The organism is Streptococcus caprae (assembly GCF_042649745.1).
Classification (GTDB): domain Bacteria; phylum Bacillota; class Bacilli; order Lactobacillales; family Streptococcaceae; genus Streptococcus; species Streptococcus caprae.
In genome coordinates this window covers 16,121-32,843 of record NZ_JBHRZV010000015.1, presented here as the reverse complement: position 1 = coordinate 32,843, position 16,723 = coordinate 16,121, and the positions used below count along the sequence as shown (strand labels likewise).

Genomic DNA, 16,723 nt, shown 5'->3' with positions numbered 1-16,723 from the left:
AGCTCATAGATTTCCTCGTGCTCTGTTTGTGTCGTTACTTACAGTTTACACGAAAGAAACTCTGTGAGTTTTTTTGTTGCACTATATTTTACAATTTATCGTAAAGAAAAACATGCTATCTATTTGCTAACTTTCTAGGAATATTTAAAGATACTAAAGGTTTACAGATTTACGCTTAATCCTTATTCTATTAGGGTTAGGGCGTGTAAACATTGTAAAGAGTAACCTATTTCAAGCGATACAACAAAATGTTCTAATTTTAAGATATATCTTACGAAAAGCCTACATTTGTGGGCTTTTTTGCTTTGCCTGAAAAGGAGATTTTGGCGTGTCTTGGATTTTCAAAACTGCCAGGCTAGTCTAAAAGCCATTAGCAAGGCCAACTGGTGATTGTTCCAGGAACTATTAAAAACTCTGTCTTGTTTTAGGATGCTGATGCCTCTACTTACGATAAAATAAAAAAACGTCGGTTTCTCGACGTTTTGCGTGATAGATGAATGCCCCCTGTAGGACTCGAACCTACGACCCACGGATTAAGAGTCCGCTGCTCTACCAACTGAGCTAAGGAGGCAGAATGCTGTATTGGTACCGGTGACCCGCGAATTGTATTGATCCCGCACAATAAAAGCAGGTGGGTAACGTGTTTTTGACTTCAGTCGCTTCCGTGTGAGACGGCCTGCATACTGTCAAAAAGCTTTGTTTCCCGAGTAATACAAAAATAGTCGGTCAACACTTAGGTGCGGATTCGTATACCACAGCAATGTTTTTCTATATTCTTATCTTACCACTTTTGGAAAAAATTTCAAGTGCAATTTTTGTCATTCTTGCAATCGTTATCAGTTATTTTCTCAATAAAGCTCATGATTTCAGCTTTTTCCACTCTCTTTTTTCAGTAAATTTATTTTATCCTGGGTCATGGCCAGAGCCCTTTCGTACTTGCCGGTATCGTTTGGGGTAAAATAGCTGGCGCTGATGAGTTTGTCTGGGAGGTATTGCTGGTCGACCCATTTTTCTGGGTAGGCATGTGGATACTTGTAGTCAACGGAGTTGCCGAGTTCTTTACTGCCTGAGTAGTGACCATCGCGTAGATGACGTGGAATGGGTAAAGCTCCGCTATGGCGCAAGTCATCCAAGGCTGCATCAATGGCTGAAATGGCAGAGTTGGACTTAGGGGAGAGTGCCAGATCGATGACGACATTGGCGATGAGGATACGGGCCTCCGGGAAACCAATGCGCTGAGCAGCGTCAAGAGCTGTGACGGTATGGACCTGAGCCTCGGGATTGGCGAGTCCAATGTCTTCGTAGGCAATGACAGTCAGTCGACGGGCTAGACTAGGCAGGTCACCAGCCTCAATCAGTCGGGCGGCGTAGTGAAGGCTAGCGTTGACATCGGAGCCACGGATGGATTTTTGGAGGGCAGAGAGGACATCGTAGTGGCCGTCGCCGTCCTTATCCATGGTAATGTAGGAGCGTTGAAGTGAGTTTTCCACGGTATCGAGCGTAATATGGCGGCTACCGTCTTGGTCTGCTTGGGTAGACATGACAGCCAAATCCAGAGAGTTGAGGGCTGAACGAAGGTCACCGTTGGTGGCTGTTGCGATGAAGTCCAAGGCATCAGCGTCGAGCTCCACAGGGAAATCAAAGCCACGCTCGGTATCTTCAAGGACCTTGTTAATGGCTTGTTTGATATGGTCTGTTGTTAGAGGCTCCAGTTGAAAGATTTGGACGCGAGAGCGAATCGCAGGAGTGACCGAGAAAAAGGGATTTTCCGTGGTCGCTCCAATCATGATAATCTGTCCATTTTCGAGCAAGGGCAGGAGGAAGTCTTGCTTGGTCTTGTCGAGACGATGGATTTCGTCCAGCATAAGGACGAGTCCACCAGAAAACTTGGCTTCCTCAGCGATTTCCTGTAGGCGTTTCTTGCTATCGGTTGTAGCATTGAAGGTTCGAAAAGCGAACTTGGTCGTGCCAGCGATAGCAGAGGCGATGGAGGTTTTTCCAATGCCAGGAGGTCCATAGAGAATCATGGATGATAACATATTGGCTTCGACCATGCGACGGATAATTTTTCCTTGACCGACCAAGTGCTCTTGACCAATGACATCGTCTATCGTTTTAGGGCGCATACGCAGGGCGAGGTTACTTGTCATGAATGTCTCCTTCCATGTTTGTCTACAGGATTCTACAGTAGGACTATTATACCACGAGACCGGGAAAGTTTGGACTTAGATGTGGTATAATAAGGGAATGAAAACAACAGATTGAGGTGTTTTATGGGAGTGAACATAGCAGAGCTGCAGGCTTATTTGGCGGAGCATTATAAGGACCGTGCGACGGAGCAAGGTTTGTTTATGAAGTTGGTGGAGGAAGTTGGCGAGGTTGCCGAAGTCCTTAATAAACGAGCAGGTCGCAAGGCCAGTAGTGAGAACGATTTAGCAGTGGACTTGGCCGAAGAGCTGGCAGACATCATCCACTATGTGGTGGGCATTGCTGCTATCAACGACCTGGACTTGGAGCAGACCATCCTAGACAAGGACAAACGGGCTGCAATCAAGTACAATCACGAACGCAATTTAAGCGATTTTTTAGCAGAAAAAGGAGAAACAGATGAGTAAGTATGGATTTTTGAGCGTTTTAGAAGAAGAGTTGGAAAAGCATTTTTCCTATGATTTTGCTATGGATTGGGACAAGAAAAATCACGCCGTCGAGGTCAGTTTTATCCTAGAGGTGGGCTTGCCTGAGGGTGTTGAGCTGGCGGATGTGGAGGCAGACGATGAGGGCGTGGCCTTGGAAGAGTTCGTGCTCTTTTACAACCCAGAAAAGTCCCACTTTGATCCTGAGGACTACCTGGTCGCCATTCCTTACGAGCCGAAAAAAGGCCTGTCGCGTGAGTTTTTGGCCTACTTTGCCCAGTTCTTGCAGGAGACAGCCGACCAAGGACTCAGTGACCTCCTGGACTTCCTGATGGACGAAACTGTAGACGACTTCGCCATCGCCTGGAACGCTGATGCTTTTGAACAAGGTAGAGCAGAACTGACGGAAAAAGAATGGTTTGGGTATCCGAGGTATTGAGATGGAATGTATCAGGCTTGCGAATAAAACAGATATTTCCCAACTGTTTACGTTATACAAATCAGAAGGGTGGCATAGTTTTTCTGAAGATAAGATTCGAACACTGTTTAACTCCTCTACCTATCTTGTGCTGGAAAATGATGGAGAACTTATAGCTTTCGCTCGTTGTCTGACAGATGGTGCTGTGACAACTTTTGTGGCTGAATTATTAGTAGCTAAGGATTATCGAGGGCGAGGAATGGGGAAACTCCTGATTCGTGAGATTCAGACTAGAATGGCAGGCACTCGCTTGGAGTTAATTTCAGAGGCAGACGGCTTTTATGAAACAGTGGGTTTTCGAGCCGTAGGTCAAGGATATCGTTTGGCCTAAAAAGGTGACAAGTAATGAAGTTATTAAATGAACGCTTTGATTTTTCAGGGACAAAAATAGCTCTGCTGTGTGACAACGACATCGTTGTGACTTTGCGAGATGATAAGCCTGACATTGCTTTTCCAAATACGTGGGAACTGGTTGGTGGTGGTCGCGAGGAGGGTGAGACTGTTTTTGAGTGTACGGCTCGAGAAGTTTATGAGGAACTCGGTCTGACCATCAGGGCAGAGCAAATTGTTTGGTGTAGAGTATATTCTGGCCTTATCAACCCGCATAAACAGTCCGTCTTTTTGGTCGGGCACATTAGCAAAGAAGATGTTGAACAGATTGTTTTTGGTGACGAGGGACAAGGCTACAAATTGATTCCCGTTGACGATTTTTTAAAAGACGAAACCATTATCCCTCAGTTACGGCAACGGATGGCAGATTATGTGAGGGAGGTTGAGAGATGATAACTTTAAAACAAGCAACTTTTTCAGATTTAGAGAACATTGAGGCCATTCAGAGAGAAAGTTTTTGGCCACTTTACGAGAAATATCAAGATGAAGACAATCCTTATTTGGATAGTAGGGAGTTGATTGAGGAGAGATTTGCTCGACCGACTAGTCACTATTATTTAATAGAGGTGAACAGCAAGAGCGTTGGTTTCTTACGTGTGCAAACAAATGCAGAAGAAACTGAGTGCTGGTTGGGAATGGTCGCTATTTTACCCCAAGAGCAACAAAAAGGCTATGCTTACCAAGCTGTTCGATTAATAGAGTCCGTATTTAAAACAGTGAAGAAGTGGACTTTATCAACCATTATCCAAGAAAATCACTTGGTGAGATTGTATGAAAAATGCGGCTATCGTCAGACCCAAAAGACCGAGAACTTGCAAGATGGCATGGATTTGGTGTTTATGGTGAAGGCAAAATCATAACGATTTATAAGGACAAGAATAAAGAAAGGACAGTTCAGTTTTAACTGAGCTCGCCCTAAGCATAGTACTAAAAGAGAAAGTCTCTGATTTTAGGGATATGTTGGATGGGCTGGGTATTTTACATGACCACATGGAATGAATTAACGCTCACGGTGAATCGTGAGGCGCAGGAGGCTGCCAGCGACCTTTTGGTGGAGCTGGGCAGCCAAGGTGTGATGATTGAAGACAGTGCCGACTACATCGGCAAGGAAGACCGCTTCGGTGAGATTGTGCCCGAAGTGGAGCAGTCTGAGCGGGTCGCCATCACGGCCTACTACCCAGATACGGCGGATTTGGTACAGATGCGGGCAGAGATTGACCGCCGTCTGGCAGAGTTGGCTGACTATGGCCTGGAGACAGGTGACATCGTCTTATCCAGTCAAGAGCTAGCCGAGGAAGACTGGGCGGACAATTGGAAGAAATACTACGAACCTGCCCGGATTACCCACGATTTGACCATCGTGCCGTCTTGGACGGACTACGAGGTGACCGCTGGGGAGAAGATTATCCGTTTGGATCCTGGCATGGCCTTTGGGACGGGCACCCACCCGACGACCAAGATGAGCCTCTACGCTTTGGAGCAGGTGTTGCGGGGTGGCGAGACCGTTATCGACGTCGGTACGGGCTCTGGTGTACTCTCTATCGCCAGTTCCCTGCTGGGGGCGGCGCAGATTTACGCCTATGACCTGGATGATGTTGCGGTGCGCGTGGCGGAGGAAAATATTGCCCTCAACCAAACATCTGGCAACATCAGCGTGAGTACGGGCGACCTTTTGCGGGGTGTGACCCATGAGGCGGACGTCATTGTCGCCAATATCCTGGCGGATATCCTCATCCACCTGACCGACGACGCTTACCGCCTGGTCAAGGACGAGGGCTATCTCATCATGAGTGGCATCATCGCTGACAAGTGGGACATGGTGCGCGAAGCGGCTGAGACCGCTGGCTTTTTCCTGGAGACCCACATGATTCAGGGGGAGTGGAATGCCTGCATTTTCAAGAAAACGGCCGATATTTCAGGCGTGATTGGAGGCTAGTGTGCAGCAGTATTTTGTCAATAGCAAAGCACCGCAGGATGGCCTCGTGACCATCACGGACAAGGACACCGCCAAGCATATGTTTTCTGTCATGCGGCTGGCAGAAGGCGACGAGGTGGTCCTGGTCTTTGATGATGCCATCAAACGACTGGCCAAGGTCATCAACCGAGACGACCAGACCTTCCAAATCGTCGCAGACCTCCCAGACAACGTCGAGTTGCCAGTCTATGTGACCATTGCTGTTGGCTTTCCTAAGGGAGACAAGCTGGAGTTTCTGGCTCAAAAAGCGACCGAACTAGGCGCCAGCCAGTTCATGGCCTTTCCAGCCGACTGGTCCGTCGTCAAATGGGACAGCAAAAAACTAGCCAAAAAACAAGAAAAGCTAGAAAAAATTGCCTTAGGAGCAGCCGAGCAATCCAAACGTAACCGAGTACCCAACTGGCAACTCTTTGACCAGAAAGCGGCCTTCCTCAAGCAAGTAACAGACTTTGACCATGTCCTTGTGGCCTACGAAGAGGCTGCTAAAGAGGGGGAACAAAGCCACTTAGCAGCAAGCATCAGCCAATTTCAAGCAGGTGACAAGGTCCTCTTTGTCTTTGGACCAGAGGGAGGCCTCTCACCAAATGAGATTGACCAGTTGACCTCTGCAGGAGCCATTACCGTGGGCTTAGGCCCCCGTATCCTTAGAGCTGAAACAGCTCCCCTCTATGCCCTGTCAGCTGTCAGCTTTGCTATGGAACTCAACCAAAAAGGAAACTAAGATGACTTCACAATTTTTCGTCGTGGGCGATGTCCACGGCAAGTACAGCCTGTTGACGGATATTCTCGCCAAATGGCAGCCGGAGAGCCAGCAGCTGGTCTTTGTCGGTGACCTAGTAGACCGGGGCGATGACAGCAAGTTCTGTCTGGAGCTGGTTTGTCGCTTGGTCCGTGAAGAGGGAGCGGTCTGCCTCATGGGCAACCACGAATGGATGTTTCTCCGTTACTTGGATGACCCAGTGGAGCGCTACGGCCACTACCAGCGAAACGGTGGTAACACGACCATCAACTCTTTGTTGGGACGAGCGCTGGACGCTCCAGTTGATCCTGTGGCAGATGCGGCAAGTATTTTGGAACAATACGCAGAGCTGATTAGTCAGATTCGCTCTTTTCCTTACCTCTACGAGACGGAGGATTATTTCTTTGTCCATGCAGGGCTGGACTTGAGTTTGGCAGATGTCCGTGAGACGCCAGATTATGATAAGATTTGGCTGCGCCAGCCCTTTCATCAAGGAATCAATAAGACCGGCAAATGCATCGTTTTTGGTCATACGCCGACCAAGTACCTCTTTAACAGTCCCGTCATGACTAGTCAGTTGTGGCAGACCGCGGACCGGAAGATCGGCATCGATGGTGGTGCGGTCTATGGTGGCGTTCTCCACGGGGTTGTGTTGGATCGTCAAGGAGTTCGTGAAGACCATATCGTGGGACTGATCAATAGCTACACGGTGGTGGATGATTAATCTCTCGACTATCCTAACAATATAGGTTAGTTATGTTTTATCAAATGGCCTAGGCTATTGAGATTTTGAGTGAGTATAAATCTGTTAAAGATTGACGACCGAATGGAGGAAGAGATGGCATTTTTAGAGTTAATCAATCAACATTACCAAGAGTTATCTCCCCAGGAGAAGACAATCATTGCCTATCTTCAAAACCCTGATGTGGTGCTAACGAAGTTGACAAGTCAGGGTCTAGCAGATGCTTGCTTTGTCTCGAGATCCAGTGTCTTTCGTCTTTTGAAGAAGTTGGACTTGGATAGCTTTACCGAGTTGCGTATATTGGCCCAACAGGCCCAAAAACAGGCAGAAGAAGTTCGTGCCAAGTCAACCTTTGCGGCGGTAACTCAAGCCTATCATACCTATATTGATCAGATTTTTGAAAAATTGGACCTTGGCCGGATTGTGGATTTGTTGGCGACGACAGATGTGCTCTATCTTTATGGGACCGGGAATGAGCAGAAGCTTGAAGTGGAGAACTTTCGCCAGTTATTTTCTTCTGTTGGGAAGCGGGTCATCGTCTTCTTTGATAAGGGAGAATACGACTACGTTAAAGAAGGCTTTGGTCCCAATGATTTGATGATTTTGCTTTCTTATAAGGGGGAGTTCGAAGAAGGAATTGCGATTTTGAAGGATAGTGCCCTTAGAGGAATCCAGCGCCTGGTTCTGACCCAGACATCTCGCAATACCATGGCTCAATTGTCTGATTATCAACTTTATGTGCCGACGGAATCAATCCAGACCCCGACGCGGCGGACATACGAGGTGAGCACGACCTTTTATTTCATCATTGACCGTCTCTTTGTCGATTATGTAGAACGTGGAGGGCATTAGGATGAGTTTTCAAGATGTGATTCAAGATCATCGAAATGACTTGAGCGAGACAGATTGGTTGATCTTATCTCGGTTAGAAATGGCAGAGCCTTCGCAGTTATCGATTGAGGGGTTGGCGAGAGAGTGCCATGTCTCGACGACGAGCATTTTCCGCTTTTGTCAAAAATTGGGACTGTCAGGCTTCTCCGAATTAAAGGTCCTCTTAAAGACCAAGACCACTAAAACAATTGAAAATGGGAGTCAAATCCAACAACTCTACCATACGATTGTAAAAGATATTGAACGGTTTGACAGCCATGAGCTAGGCCTACGTTTAAAAGCGGCCAATTGTTTCTATATCTATGCTAGGAGCGAGGTGGAAATCCGTCTCGCCAAGGCCCTGCAGCGTATCTTCTTTCCTCTAGGCAAGCCGATGTTTATCCTGCCTAATGAAGAAGCCTTGGTCAATAGTCTGGGACAGTTGAAACAAGAAGTTCTCTGTATTTTGGTTATCGATTCACAGGCCAGTCTACCTTTGGCCCTGCAGAATAGTTTCTGGCTTCAGGAGGTTTACACATTTTTAGTCAGTGATTTAACCTACCTGCCGATTTTGTTCAACGATCGCCTGCTCGTACCCAATCTAGCGGGTTCTTATGATCAACAACCTTCTCTGACTCCGTATATTTTGGCCTTGGAGATGCTCTATCTCAAAATCTTGCTGGAAAATGATACAAATTTACAAAAATAGGGAAATCGTCCTTTAATCAATCCTTTTTCCTAAACCGCTAGAACCTCTTGTCTAGTGGTTTTTTTGTGGTTATAATACTCTTGTAAACGCAATCAAGAAGGAGAAAGAGATGGAAAATAAATGGTGGCAATCTGAGATTGTCTATCAGATTTACCCAAGAAGCTTTCAAGATAGCAATGGAGACGGTATCGGGGATGTTCGTGGGATTATCTCACGCTTGGACTACCTTGCAGAACTTGGTATTACCATGATTTGGATCAGCCCGATTTTTAAGTCTCCGATGGCAGACAATGGTTATGACATATCGGACTATTTTGACTTGGCACCAGAATTTGGAACGATGGCTGATTTTGAGGAACTCTTAGCAGAGACCAAAAAACGGGGCATCAAAATTTTGTTAGATTTGGTCGTCAATCATTCTTCGGATGAGCATCCCTGGTTTCAAGAGGCGCTTAAAAATCCCCAATCCAAGTACCGCGATTATTATATTTTCAAGGAAGCAAATGAGCGGCCTAATAATTGGCGGTCCATTTTTGGAGGCAGTGTCTGGGAGAAACTGCCTGACGAAGAGGTTTACTATTACCACACCTTTCATAAAAAGCAACCTGACCTCAACTGGGAAAATCCTGAGTTGCGAGAAGAGATTTATAGCATGATTAACCAGTGGTTGGAGCTTGGTATTGCAGGTTTTCGGGTCGATGCTATTACCTTTATCAAGAAGGACTTGAGCTTTAAGAGTATTGAGCCGGATGGGGTTGATGGCCTGGCTAAGTGTACCAAAACCAGCCGCAACCAACCTGGGATTGAGGTCTTTCTCAAGGAGCTCCAGGAACGTTGCTTTAAGCCTTATGATAGTGTAACGGTGGCAGAAGCTCCAGGTGTTGGCTATGACGAATTGGATGATTTTATTGGACCGGATGGTTTCTTCTCCATGATTTTTGACTTCAAGGCAGCTGATCTTGATGTTGCGAGTGGGACAGAGTGGTTTAAGCCTGTTGCTTGGACACCTGAGGACCTCTTCAACAGGCTTAAAACATCTCAGTTGGCCATCCAGGAATCTGGCTGGGGTGCTCCTTTTATTGAGAACCACGATCAAAACCGGGCACCTAGTAAGTATCTCAAGGACAATCAAACAAATCCTGTAGCTCTCAAGGCCTTAGCTCTGCTATATTTCTATCTCTATGGGACGCCCTTTATCTATCAGGGTCAAGAAATTGGCATGGTTAATTTTGAGAGGGAGAGCCTGGACGATTTTGATGATATTTCTTCGATTGACCAGTATCATCGTGGGATGGCAGAGGGCTTGACGGCAGAGGAAGCTTTGGCGGTGATCAATTACCGCAGTCGAGATAATTCCAGGACACCGATGCAGTGGGAGGACAGTCCTTCAGTCGGCTTTACGACAGGTCAACCTTGGTTGGCTGTCACTGAACAATCTTCTGTTCGAAATGTTGCCGCTCAGATGGCAGACCCAGATAGTCTCTGGCGTTTTTACCAGAACCTTATCGCTGTCAAAAAGGAGACGCCTGTTCTGACCCATGGTCAAATTGCCTTTCCAGAACGGACCGAGGAAGACGTCTTCCTCTATCGGCGTTACGACGAGGATCAGGCTTACTTGGTTATCGTCAATCTCTCAGGTCAAGCTCAGACAGTTGTCTACCCAAGGCCGGGTGAGCTTGTAGTGACCAACCAAGGCGTCACCATAACAACCAATGATATCAAACTGGCACCTTTTGGTGCGGCCCTTATTAAGGAGGAATGCTAATGGCAAATGAAAAGTATAGAAAAATCGCGAGTGATATTTTAGCGATTGTTGGACAAGATAACATCATCTCAGCAACCCACTGTGCAACCCGCTTGCGCCTGGTGGTTAAAGATCATGACAGTATCGACACTAAGGCGATTGAAAACGTTGATGAAGTCAAGGGAACGTTCTTCAATAGTGGCCAATACCAAATTATCTTGGGATCTGGAATTGTTAACAAGGTCTTTGAAGAATTGGAAACCATGAATATTTCCACGGTTGACAAGGCTAAGCAAGATGAGTACGTCAAGTCTCAGGAAAAAGGAGTTAAGGCCTTGATGCGGACCTTGGGAGATATCTTTGTTCCCATCGTACCAGTTATCGCTGCAACGGGTCTCTTCTTAGGGCTTAAAGGTGTTATTTTTAACGATAATATCTTGGGCTTGGTTGGCCTATCTACAGAGATTTTCCCTCCTTACCTCAACCAACTGGTGAGTGTGTTGACGGATACAGCCTTTGCTTTCTTGCCAGCCTTGATTACCATGTCTGCCTTCCGCGTCTTTGGTGGAACCCCAATGATTGGTTTGGTCATCGGTCTGATGCTGGTATCGCCTATCCTGCCTAATGCTTACGGTGTTGCCTCAGGGGATGCTGAAGCTATTATGGTTGGTGGCTTCCTGCCAGTCATGGGGGCTCAAGGTTCGGTGGTAACGGCTATATTGACAGGTTTCTTAGGTTCTAAGTTGGAGCGTAAATTGCGCCAAGTGATGCCTAACTCATTGGATTTGATTTTGACACCGTTTATTACCATGTTGGTCATGATTATCGTGGCCTTGATGGGATTTGCTCCTATCGTTCACTGGTTGGAAAAGGGCTTGATTGCTCTGACTCAGTTCTTGATGAACTTGCCATTTGGTATTGGTGGTTTCTTTGTTGGAGCAACGTATCCGCTGGCAGTTATCACAGGTCTCCACCACATGTATGTTGTTATTGAAACCTCTTTGTTGGCTAATACTGGTTTTAACCAATTGATTACCCTTTGTGCCATGTATGGTTTTGCCAACTTGGGAGCTTGTTTGGCCTTCTATACTTCTGCTAAGAGTGCCAAGGTTAAGCAAACCGTTATGGGGGCCTTCATGTCTCAATTATTTGGGATTAGTGAACCTGTACTCTTTGGCCTCCACTTGCGTTATAACCTGAAACCCTTGTATGTGATGCTTTTCTCATCTGGTTTAGGTGCAGCCCTTCTTTCTCTCTTCCACATTCAATCAAATTCCTATGGTTTGGCGGTATTGCCATCTTATCTCATGTATATCTATGAAGGTCACCAGTTGTTGATTTACTTCATTGTTTCTCTGTTTAGTATGGGGCTTTGCTACATCCTAACCAAGATGTTTGCTATCCCAGAAGAGATTTTGGTTGAAGATTAAATTCGGTTAGTCATTTGCAAGAGTATTCTCAGTTGTTGAGAGTGCTCTGCTTTTTTATAACTTTGAGACTAAAAATTAGGGATAGATGACCTATCTCGGCTCAAGCAGTGGTGTTGGCTTTTTCGTCCAATGAGATTTTGATTAGATGGCAGAGCTTTATAGCGAAGGAATCAAGTTGAATAAAGAGCTTCGAGACAAGGCAGTGAAACGCAGACAGTGCTTGGGTAGGGCAAGTTAAAAAAGATGTACTGAGGTTAATTCATGCTCTTTCCAAAATCAAAACGATAGGTCGTTAGGTCTCCTTGCCTAATTCTAGTTTTGTCTACGTCTCTATTAAGATTTTGAGTGGGGATCAAATGCCTATAAAACCAAGTTTTTAAGAAATTGTTAGAGACTGGAGAAATAAAAAAGGCTCAGAATTACCCTACAAAAATCAGGGATTCTGAGTCTTATTTTGTTTTTCTAACCACTGTTTAGGAAATAATCTTGCTGAGTGGCGCCAATTCAATGCCCTGTTGGCTGAAGCTGGTGCGGATGTTTTGTACGAAGGCGAGGGCCTTGGCTCCATCACCGTGGACGCAGATGGAATCTGCCTGGATAGGGATGTCTTTGCCGTCAATGGATTGGACAGTGCCCTTGGTAATCATTTGAATCAGGCGATCAATGGCCAGGTTTTCATCGGTAATCATGGCGCCTTCTTTGCTACGAGTTACGAGGGAACCGTCGTTTTCATAAGCTCGGTCTGCGAAGACTTCCTTAGCGATTTTGAGGCCTGCGGCTTGTCCAGCCAGAGCCATTTCGCTGGCACCAGGGCAGAGCAGGATGAGTTTGTCATCGTAACGAGCTACGGCTTGGGCGATAGCAGTTGCAAGGGCCTTGTCTTTGGCAGCCATGTTGTAGAGAGCGCCGTGGGGTTTGACGTGCTGGAGGGTGATACCATGATGTCTGGTAAAGGCCTCGAGGGCTCCGAGCTGGTAGGTGATGTAGGCCGCTGCCTCGCTTGGAGAGACTTGGAGGTTACGTCGTCCAAAGCCAATCAAGTCTGGAAAACCAGGATGGGCTCCCATAGCGATGCCAGATTCCTTGACCATTTGGCAGGTTTTTTCCATGACCAGAGGGTCGCCAGCGTGGTAGCCACAGGCAACGTTGGCAGAAGTGATGAGAGGGATGATGTCTTGGTCTTGGCCGATGCGGTAGGCACCGAAACTTTCACCCAGATCACTGTTTAAATCAACGAGATAGGCCATAAAATCTCCTTATTTGTTTAGCATTTGCTCAATAAAGCTAGTGTCAATGTTGCCTTCGATGAAAGTCGGATGGTGCATGATTTGGAATTGGAAATCCAGATTGGTTTCCACACCGAGGACAACCATTTCATTGAGGGCAGTCTTCATTTTTTGGATGGCAGCCAGACGGTCAGGCGCGTGAACGATGACCTTGGCAATCATGGAATCATACTCTGACGGGATATGATAGCCTGTGTAGAGACCGGTATCGACGCGGACGCCATTACCCGCTGGCAAATGCAGGTGGTTGATCGGTCCAGGGTTGGGCATGAAGTTTTTGGCAGGGATTTCCGCATTGATCCGACACTCGATGGCATGGCCCTTGATGGCGATGTCTTCCTGACTAAAGGAGAGGGGAAGTCCGCTGGCGACGCGGATTTGTTCGATGATGAGGTCAGTGCCTGTCACCATCTCGGTAACCCCGTGCTCAACCTGGATACGGGTGTTCATCTCCATAAAGTAGAAGTTTTTATGCTTGTCCATGATGAATTCCACGGTACCTGCATTGGTGTAATTAACGGCCTTAGCTGCCTTGATGGCGGCAGTATTTAAGGCTTGGCGGGTCGCTTCATCAATCGATGGTGACGGAGATTCTTCAATCAGTTTTTGGTGGTTCCGTTGAACGGAGCAGTCGCGTTCGCCCAAGGCTACGACGTTACCAAACTGGTCTGCCATAATTTGGATTTCGATATGTTTAGGCTCTTCGACGTATTTTTCTAGGTACATGGAATCATCGGCAAAGGCATTGATGGACTCGCTCTGTGCGATGTTGAATTGTTCCTCAAAATCAAGGGCAGAGCGGGACACCCGCATTCCCTTACCACCGCCTCCAGAAGAGGCCTTAATCATAATAGGAAATCCAATCTGATCAATCAGTTGTTTGGCTTCCTTGACATCCTTGAGGTGATCTGGGCTTCCTGGAACAACCGGGACCTGGGCAGCAGTCATGGTTTTGCGGGCCTGAGATTTGTTGCCCATTTGCTCGATGACTTCAGGCTTGGGTCCGATAAAAATCAACTCATGTTCGGCACAGAGGCGGGCAAAATCAGCATTCTCTGATAAGAAACCAAATCCTGGATGGATAGCGTCAGCATCAACATTGAGGGCCGCAGAGATAATCCGCTCCTTATTGAGGTAGGAGTTGCGGGCTGGACCTTCACCGATACACACGCGTTGGTCTGCCAGCTTGACGTGGAGGCTATTGCTATCTTCCTTGGAGTAAATGGCCACGGACTTGATGCCCATGTTGCGACAGGCTCGGATGATACGGACAGCAATTTCCCCACGGTTAGCGATAAGTAGTTTTTTGATCATAGGAACCACCGCCTAGAGCTTTTTGATTCTAAAGAGAGCTTGGCCGTACTCAACCTTTTGTTCGTTGCTGACGAGGATGGCTTCAACTTGGCAGTCAAAGTCCACGGTCAATTCATTCATCAGCTTCATGGCTTCGACGATACAGATGGTTTGACCAGCCTTGAGTTTGTCTCCGACACGTGCAAAGGCAGGGACGTCAGGACCAGCTGCAGAGTAGAAGGTTCCTACGATTGGAGAAGTGATGAAGTCCTCGTCGCTATCTTCGTTGTCAATGCTTGTTTGGGTAGGTGTCGCTGCGACAGGGCTAGTCACCACGAGTGGTTCTGCCGTAAGTTTACGGCCCAAGGTAATCTTGCGGTCGCCCTCTTCTAGGGTCAAGTCGCTGAGGCTAGAGTTTTCAAAAATCTCAACCAGTTCTTTGATGTTTTCTAAGTTCATATCTTCCTCCTATTGGAATAGGGTTGCCAGGCGTTTGGCAACTTGGCGTCTGTCCAGCACTTCTCGACACGGTTGGTGGATGGTTTGACGCATGTGAGCAAATTCTTTCATTTCTTTTTTGAGCAATTGCTGAGCTTCTTCGACAGTAATGGCTTTAAAGCGGATCTGGTGGTCAGTCTTACGTTGGACCAGTTTAGGGATGTCGACAGAGGCTACGGTTGCAATCTTGGTGTAGCCGCCAGTTGTCTGACGGTCCGCCAAGAGAATGATGGGCTTGCCGTGGGCTGGCACTTGGATGGACCCCAGTGTCGTTCCGTCTGAAATGATATCGGCCTTTTCCTTGTGGGCGATATAGGGTCCTTCTAGGCGACAACCCATGCGGTCAAAGTCGCCAGTAACCGTATAAGTCTCGTTGAGGAAGGTCTGGATGCCCTGCTTAGTGAAGTGATGGTCCTGGGGTCCCAGAACGACGCGTAGGACTTCCTCTTCCTGGTTAAATTCATCGATATCAAGTTTTCGTGACAGGAAGTAAGGGAGGTAGAGGCGATTGATTCGGAAACCGATGAAATCATCGGCCTGGAGCTTGCGTCCCTTGAATCCGCCGATGCCAACCTTGACGTTGGTGGACCGGCTTCCCATGATGACAGGAATTTGCAGGTAGCTTGAGAAACTGATATAGCCGCGGGAACCAGTTCGGGCTCCACCGAAGGCTAGTATGTCACCTTTGTGCATGTAAATGGCCGTGTACATGGGAGCAGCTTCGCCATTTATTGTAGGCTGAAAATCTCCGCCAGTAATAGCGATAATAGTATCTTGTGTAAATTCAAGCGTCGGACCGACCAGGGAAAACTCCAGGACCGCCTCGTTTTCTGGATTGTCGATAAGAAGGTTGGCAATCCGAAAACTGCGGACATCCATGACGCCAGAAACGCCGAATCCCTGGCTTTGATAGCCGTTTCGACCCATATCTTGGACAGTGGTCATGAGACCGGGTTTGAGAATTCTAATCCCCATGGCGGACCTCCTCGTTGGTTAAGATAGTAATGTCATAATCACCTGAAGCAACGGCAACTTCAATCGCTAGAAATTCCTCAGGGCTGACCGGCTTGAAACGGATATAGTCTCCTGCTTCAAAGAGAATAGGAGTGGCACGATCAGGATCATAGGTTTTAACCGGTGTGCGTCCGATCAATTGCCAACCGCCAGGTGAGCTGATAGGATAGATGCCGGTCTGATTGCCACCGATACCGACGCTACCTGCCTCGATAGATAGGCGAGGATTTTCTAAGCGCGGTGTGTGGATGGCCTCATCTAAGCCTCCCAGATAGGTAAAGCCGGGTAGGAAGCCTAGCATGTAGATGAGATAATCACGGCTAGTATGGCGGGTGATGACCTCATCAGTGCTGATGCCAGCATTTTGGGCTACAAAGTCCAGGTCAGGTCCGTAATCGCCACCGTAGCAAACAGGAATTTCTAAAATGCGTTGCTTGCCGTCCTTGGTCTTGATATTGAGTTTGAGAAGCTTGCTGAGGCGCTTGCTGAGCTGGCTGTAAGAGATGATGCGGGCATCATAGGTTAACAAAAGCGAGGCGAAGGCTGGGATAATATCCAGCACACCTTCGATGGGTTGCTCCTTCATGAGTTGCAGGAGCCCCTTGATCCGTTGATTGATTTCAGGCTTGATAACCTGTTCAAATTCGATGAGAAGAGCTGAGTCACCAGCTGTTCGAATGGTATAATCCATGGTAAAACTCCTAAGATTGGGTTGTATGGTGAGTTGAAGTTGACTGGCTTTGAGGGTGATGACCGAAAAGTCTTTTCATACTCTTCTAAAATCAAAGCTATACATCGTTAGGTTTCCTTGCCTAACTCTCTTATGCCTACGTCAACCTGCCTTATTTAATGAGATTTTGAGTGAGTATAAGGGACACACAGTTTATCTGCTCTGCTATGGTGCCGTCAAAATAAAGAAGGA

At 47.1% G+C, this 16,723-nt stretch carries 18 protein-coding genes, 1 tRNA gene and 1 other RNA gene; 12 read left to right on the top strand and 8 right to left on the bottom strand.

The genetic code is table 11. From position 1 onward, the window contains the following. Window positions 1-498 precede the first annotated feature (498 nt). The 3 genes from ACFORF_RS02680 to ACFORF_RS02670 form a co-directional block, all read right to left on the bottom strand. Window positions 499-571, bottom strand: a tRNA-Lys gene (locus tag ACFORF_RS02680). Continuing rightward, a non-coding RNA gene (ssrS, locus tag ACFORF_RS02675) (6S RNA) lies at window positions 571-764 on the bottom strand. The genes ACFORF_RS02680 and ssrS overlap by 1 nt, the downstream gene beginning before the upstream one ends. Window positions 765-866: 102 nt before the next feature. Beyond that, complete coding sequence (locus tag ACFORF_RS02670) at window positions 867-2,150, bottom strand: replication-associated recombination protein A (RefSeq protein WP_380425221.1); 1,284 nt, start codon at window positions 2,148-2,150, stop codon at window positions 867-869. A gap of 123 nt (window positions 2,151-2,273) precedes the next feature. Between ACFORF_RS02670 and ACFORF_RS02665 the strand changes: the two genes are divergently transcribed. From ACFORF_RS02665 to ACFORF_RS02610, 12 genes are all read left to right on the top strand, one after another. Further along, window positions 2,274-2,615, top strand: coding sequence for a MazG nucleotide pyrophosphohydrolase domain-containing protein (locus ACFORF_RS02665; RefSeq protein ID WP_380425219.1), 342 nt, complete (start codon window positions 2,274-2,276; stop codon window positions 2,613-2,615). Next, complete coding sequence (locus tag ACFORF_RS02660; RefSeq protein WP_380425216.1) at window positions 2,608-3,072, top strand: DUF3013 family protein; 465 nt, start codon at window positions 2,608-2,610, stop codon at window positions 3,070-3,072. The genes ACFORF_RS02665 and ACFORF_RS02660 overlap by 8 nt, the downstream gene beginning before the upstream one ends. A 1-nt stretch (window position 3,073) precedes the next feature. Next, window positions 3,074-3,442 (top strand): GNAT family N-acetyltransferase, encoded by a 369-nt coding sequence (locus ACFORF_RS02655; protein ID WP_380425213.1) that lies wholly within the window; start codon window positions 3,074-3,076, stop codon window positions 3,440-3,442. A 14-nt stretch (window positions 3,443-3,456) separates the two neighbouring features. After that, window positions 3,457-3,894: an NUDIX hydrolase gene (locus tag ACFORF_RS02650; RefSeq protein ID WP_380425211.1), complete on the top strand. Its 438-nt coding sequence runs from the start codon at window positions 3,457-3,459 to the stop codon at window positions 3,892-3,894. Then, complete coding sequence (locus tag ACFORF_RS02645; protein ID WP_380425209.1) at window positions 3,891-4,361, top strand: GNAT family N-acetyltransferase; 471 nt, start codon at window positions 3,891-3,893, stop codon at window positions 4,359-4,361. Before ACFORF_RS02650 ends, ACFORF_RS02645 begins: the two co-directional genes overlap by 4 nt. A 122-nt stretch (window positions 4,362-4,483) precedes the next feature. Next, window positions 4,484-5,437, top strand: coding sequence for a 50S ribosomal protein L11 methyltransferase (prmA, locus tag ACFORF_RS02640; protein WP_380425225.1), 954 nt, complete (start codon window positions 4,484-4,486; stop codon window positions 5,435-5,437). A 1-nt stretch (window position 5,438) separates the two neighbouring features. Beyond that, on the top strand, window positions 5,439-6,197 hold the full coding sequence (locus ACFORF_RS02635; RefSeq protein ID WP_380425207.1) for a 16S rRNA (uracil(1498)-N(3))-methyltransferase: 759 nt from the start codon (window positions 5,439-5,441) through the stop codon (window positions 6,195-6,197). Window position 6,198: 1 nt separating this feature from the next. Beyond that, window positions 6,199-6,939, top strand: coding sequence for a metallophosphoesterase family protein (locus ACFORF_RS02630; RefSeq protein WP_380425205.1), 741 nt, complete (start codon window positions 6,199-6,201; stop codon window positions 6,937-6,939). A gap of 114 nt (window positions 6,940-7,053) precedes the next feature. After that, the gene (locus ACFORF_RS02625; protein WP_380425203.1) at window positions 7,054-7,809 is read left to right on the top strand and encodes a MurR/RpiR family transcriptional regulator; all 756 of its coding nucleotides are present in this window, start codon (window positions 7,054-7,056) and stop codon (window positions 7,807-7,809) included. 1 nt (window position 7,810) lies between these two features. After that, window positions 7,811-8,536, top strand: a complete 726-nt coding sequence (locus ACFORF_RS02620; RefSeq protein ID WP_380425201.1) for a MurR/RpiR family transcriptional regulator — start codon at window positions 7,811-7,813, stop codon at window positions 8,534-8,536. A gap of 109 nt (window positions 8,537-8,645) precedes the next feature. Beyond that, window positions 8,646-10,301, top strand: coding sequence for an alpha-glucosidase (locus tag ACFORF_RS02615; protein ID WP_380425198.1), 1,656 nt, complete (start codon window positions 8,646-8,648; stop codon window positions 10,299-10,301). Next, window positions 10,301-11,710, top strand: coding sequence for a PTS transporter subunit EIIC (locus tag ACFORF_RS02610; protein ID WP_380425196.1), 1,410 nt, complete (start codon window positions 10,301-10,303; stop codon window positions 11,708-11,710). The genes ACFORF_RS02615 and ACFORF_RS02610 overlap by 1 nt, the downstream gene beginning before the upstream one ends. A 473-nt stretch (window positions 11,711-12,183) precedes the next feature. Here ACFORF_RS02610 and ACFORF_RS02605 read toward each other — a convergent pair whose 3' ends face one another. From ACFORF_RS02605 to pxpB, 5 genes are read right to left on the bottom strand one after another with little or no spacing between them, the layout of a single operon-like run. Next, window positions 12,184-12,957 carry a LamB/YcsF family protein gene (locus tag ACFORF_RS02605; RefSeq protein ID WP_380425194.1) on the bottom strand — a complete coding sequence of 258 codons (774 nt, stop codon included), beginning with the start codon at window positions 12,955-12,957 and terminating at the stop codon, window positions 12,184-12,186. A 9-nt stretch (window positions 12,958-12,966) separates the two neighbouring features. After that, entirely contained in the window at window positions 12,967-14,310 is a 1,344-nt protein-coding gene (gene accC, locus ACFORF_RS02600; RefSeq protein WP_380425192.1) for an acetyl-CoA carboxylase biotin carboxylase subunit, read from the bottom strand. A gap of 12 nt (window positions 14,311-14,322) precedes the next feature. After that, a complete protein-coding gene (gene accB / locus ACFORF_RS02595) occupies window positions 14,323-14,748 on the bottom strand; it encodes an acetyl-CoA carboxylase biotin carboxyl carrier protein (RefSeq protein WP_380425189.1) in 426 nt (141 codons plus the stop codon). 9 nt (window positions 14,749-14,757) lie between these two features. Further along, window positions 14,758-15,762, bottom strand: a complete 1,005-nt coding sequence (locus tag ACFORF_RS02590; protein ID WP_380425186.1) for a 5-oxoprolinase subunit C family protein — start codon at window positions 15,760-15,762, stop codon at window positions 14,758-14,760. Beyond that, window positions 15,752-16,492: a 5-oxoprolinase subunit PxpB gene (gene pxpB, locus ACFORF_RS02585; RefSeq protein ID WP_380425184.1), complete on the bottom strand. Its 741-nt coding sequence runs from the start codon at window positions 16,490-16,492 to the stop codon at window positions 15,752-15,754. Before pxpB ends, ACFORF_RS02590 begins: the two co-directional genes overlap by 11 nt. Window positions 16,493-16,723: the final 231 nt, after the last annotated feature.

Bases quoted from the DNA above. Each gene is read 5' to 3' on its own strand.
- ACFORF_RS02630 (WP_380425205.1), top strand. From the start codon at position 6,199: ATGACTTCACAATTTTTCGTCGTGGGCGATGTCCACGGCAAGTACAGC.
- ACFORF_RS02660 (WP_380425216.1), top strand. From the start codon at position 2,608: ATGAGTAAGTATGGATTTTTGAGCGTTTTAGAAGAAGAGTTGGAAAAG.
- accB (WP_380425189.1), bottom strand. From the start codon at position 14,748: ATGAACTTAGAAAACATCAAAGAACTGGTTGAGATTTTTGAAAACTCT.
- ACFORF_RS02645 (WP_380425209.1), top strand. From the start codon at position 3,891: ATGATAACTTTAAAACAAGCAACTTTTTCAGATTTAGAGAACATTGAG.
- prmA (WP_380425225.1), top strand. From the start codon at position 4,484: ATGACCACATGGAATGAATTAACGCTCACGGTGAATCGTGAGGCGCAG.
- ACFORF_RS02620 (WP_380425201.1), top strand. From the start codon at position 7,811: ATGAGTTTTCAAGATGTGATTCAAGATCATCGAAATGACTTGAGCGAG.
- ACFORF_RS02590 (WP_380425186.1), bottom strand. From the start codon at position 15,762: ATGGGGATTAGAATTCTCAAACCCGGTCTCATGACCACTGTCCAAGAT.
- ACFORF_RS02615 (WP_380425198.1), top strand. From the start codon at position 8,646: ATGGAAAATAAATGGTGGCAATCTGAGATTGTCTATCAGATTTACCCA.
- ACFORF_RS02650 (WP_380425211.1), top strand. From the start codon at position 3,457: ATGAAGTTATTAAATGAACGCTTTGATTTTTCAGGGACAAAAATAGCT.
- pxpB (WP_380425184.1), bottom strand. From the start codon at position 16,492: ATGGATTATACCATTCGAACAGCTGGTGACTCAGCTCTTCTCATCGAA.
- ACFORF_RS02670 (WP_380425221.1), bottom strand. From the start codon at position 2,150: ATGACAAGTAACCTCGCCCTGCGTATGCGCCCTAAAACGATAGACGAT.
- ACFORF_RS02625 (WP_380425203.1), top strand. From the start codon at position 7,054: ATGGCATTTTTAGAGTTAATCAATCAACATTACCAAGAGTTATCTCCC.
- ACFORF_RS02655 (WP_380425213.1), top strand. From the start codon at position 3,074: ATGGAATGTATCAGGCTTGCGAATAAAACAGATATTTCCCAACTGTTT.
- ACFORF_RS02665 (WP_380425219.1), top strand. From the start codon at position 2,274: ATGGGAGTGAACATAGCAGAGCTGCAGGCTTATTTGGCGGAGCATTAT.
- accC (WP_380425192.1), bottom strand. From the start codon at position 14,310: ATGATCAAAAAACTACTTATCGCTAACCGTGGGGAAATTGCTGTCCGT.
- ACFORF_RS02605 (WP_380425194.1), bottom strand. From the start codon at position 12,957: ATGGCCTATCTCGTTGATTTAAACAGTGATCTGGGTGAAAGTTTCGGT.
- ACFORF_RS02610 (WP_380425196.1), top strand. From the start codon at position 10,301: ATGGCAAATGAAAAGTATAGAAAAATCGCGAGTGATATTTTAGCGATT.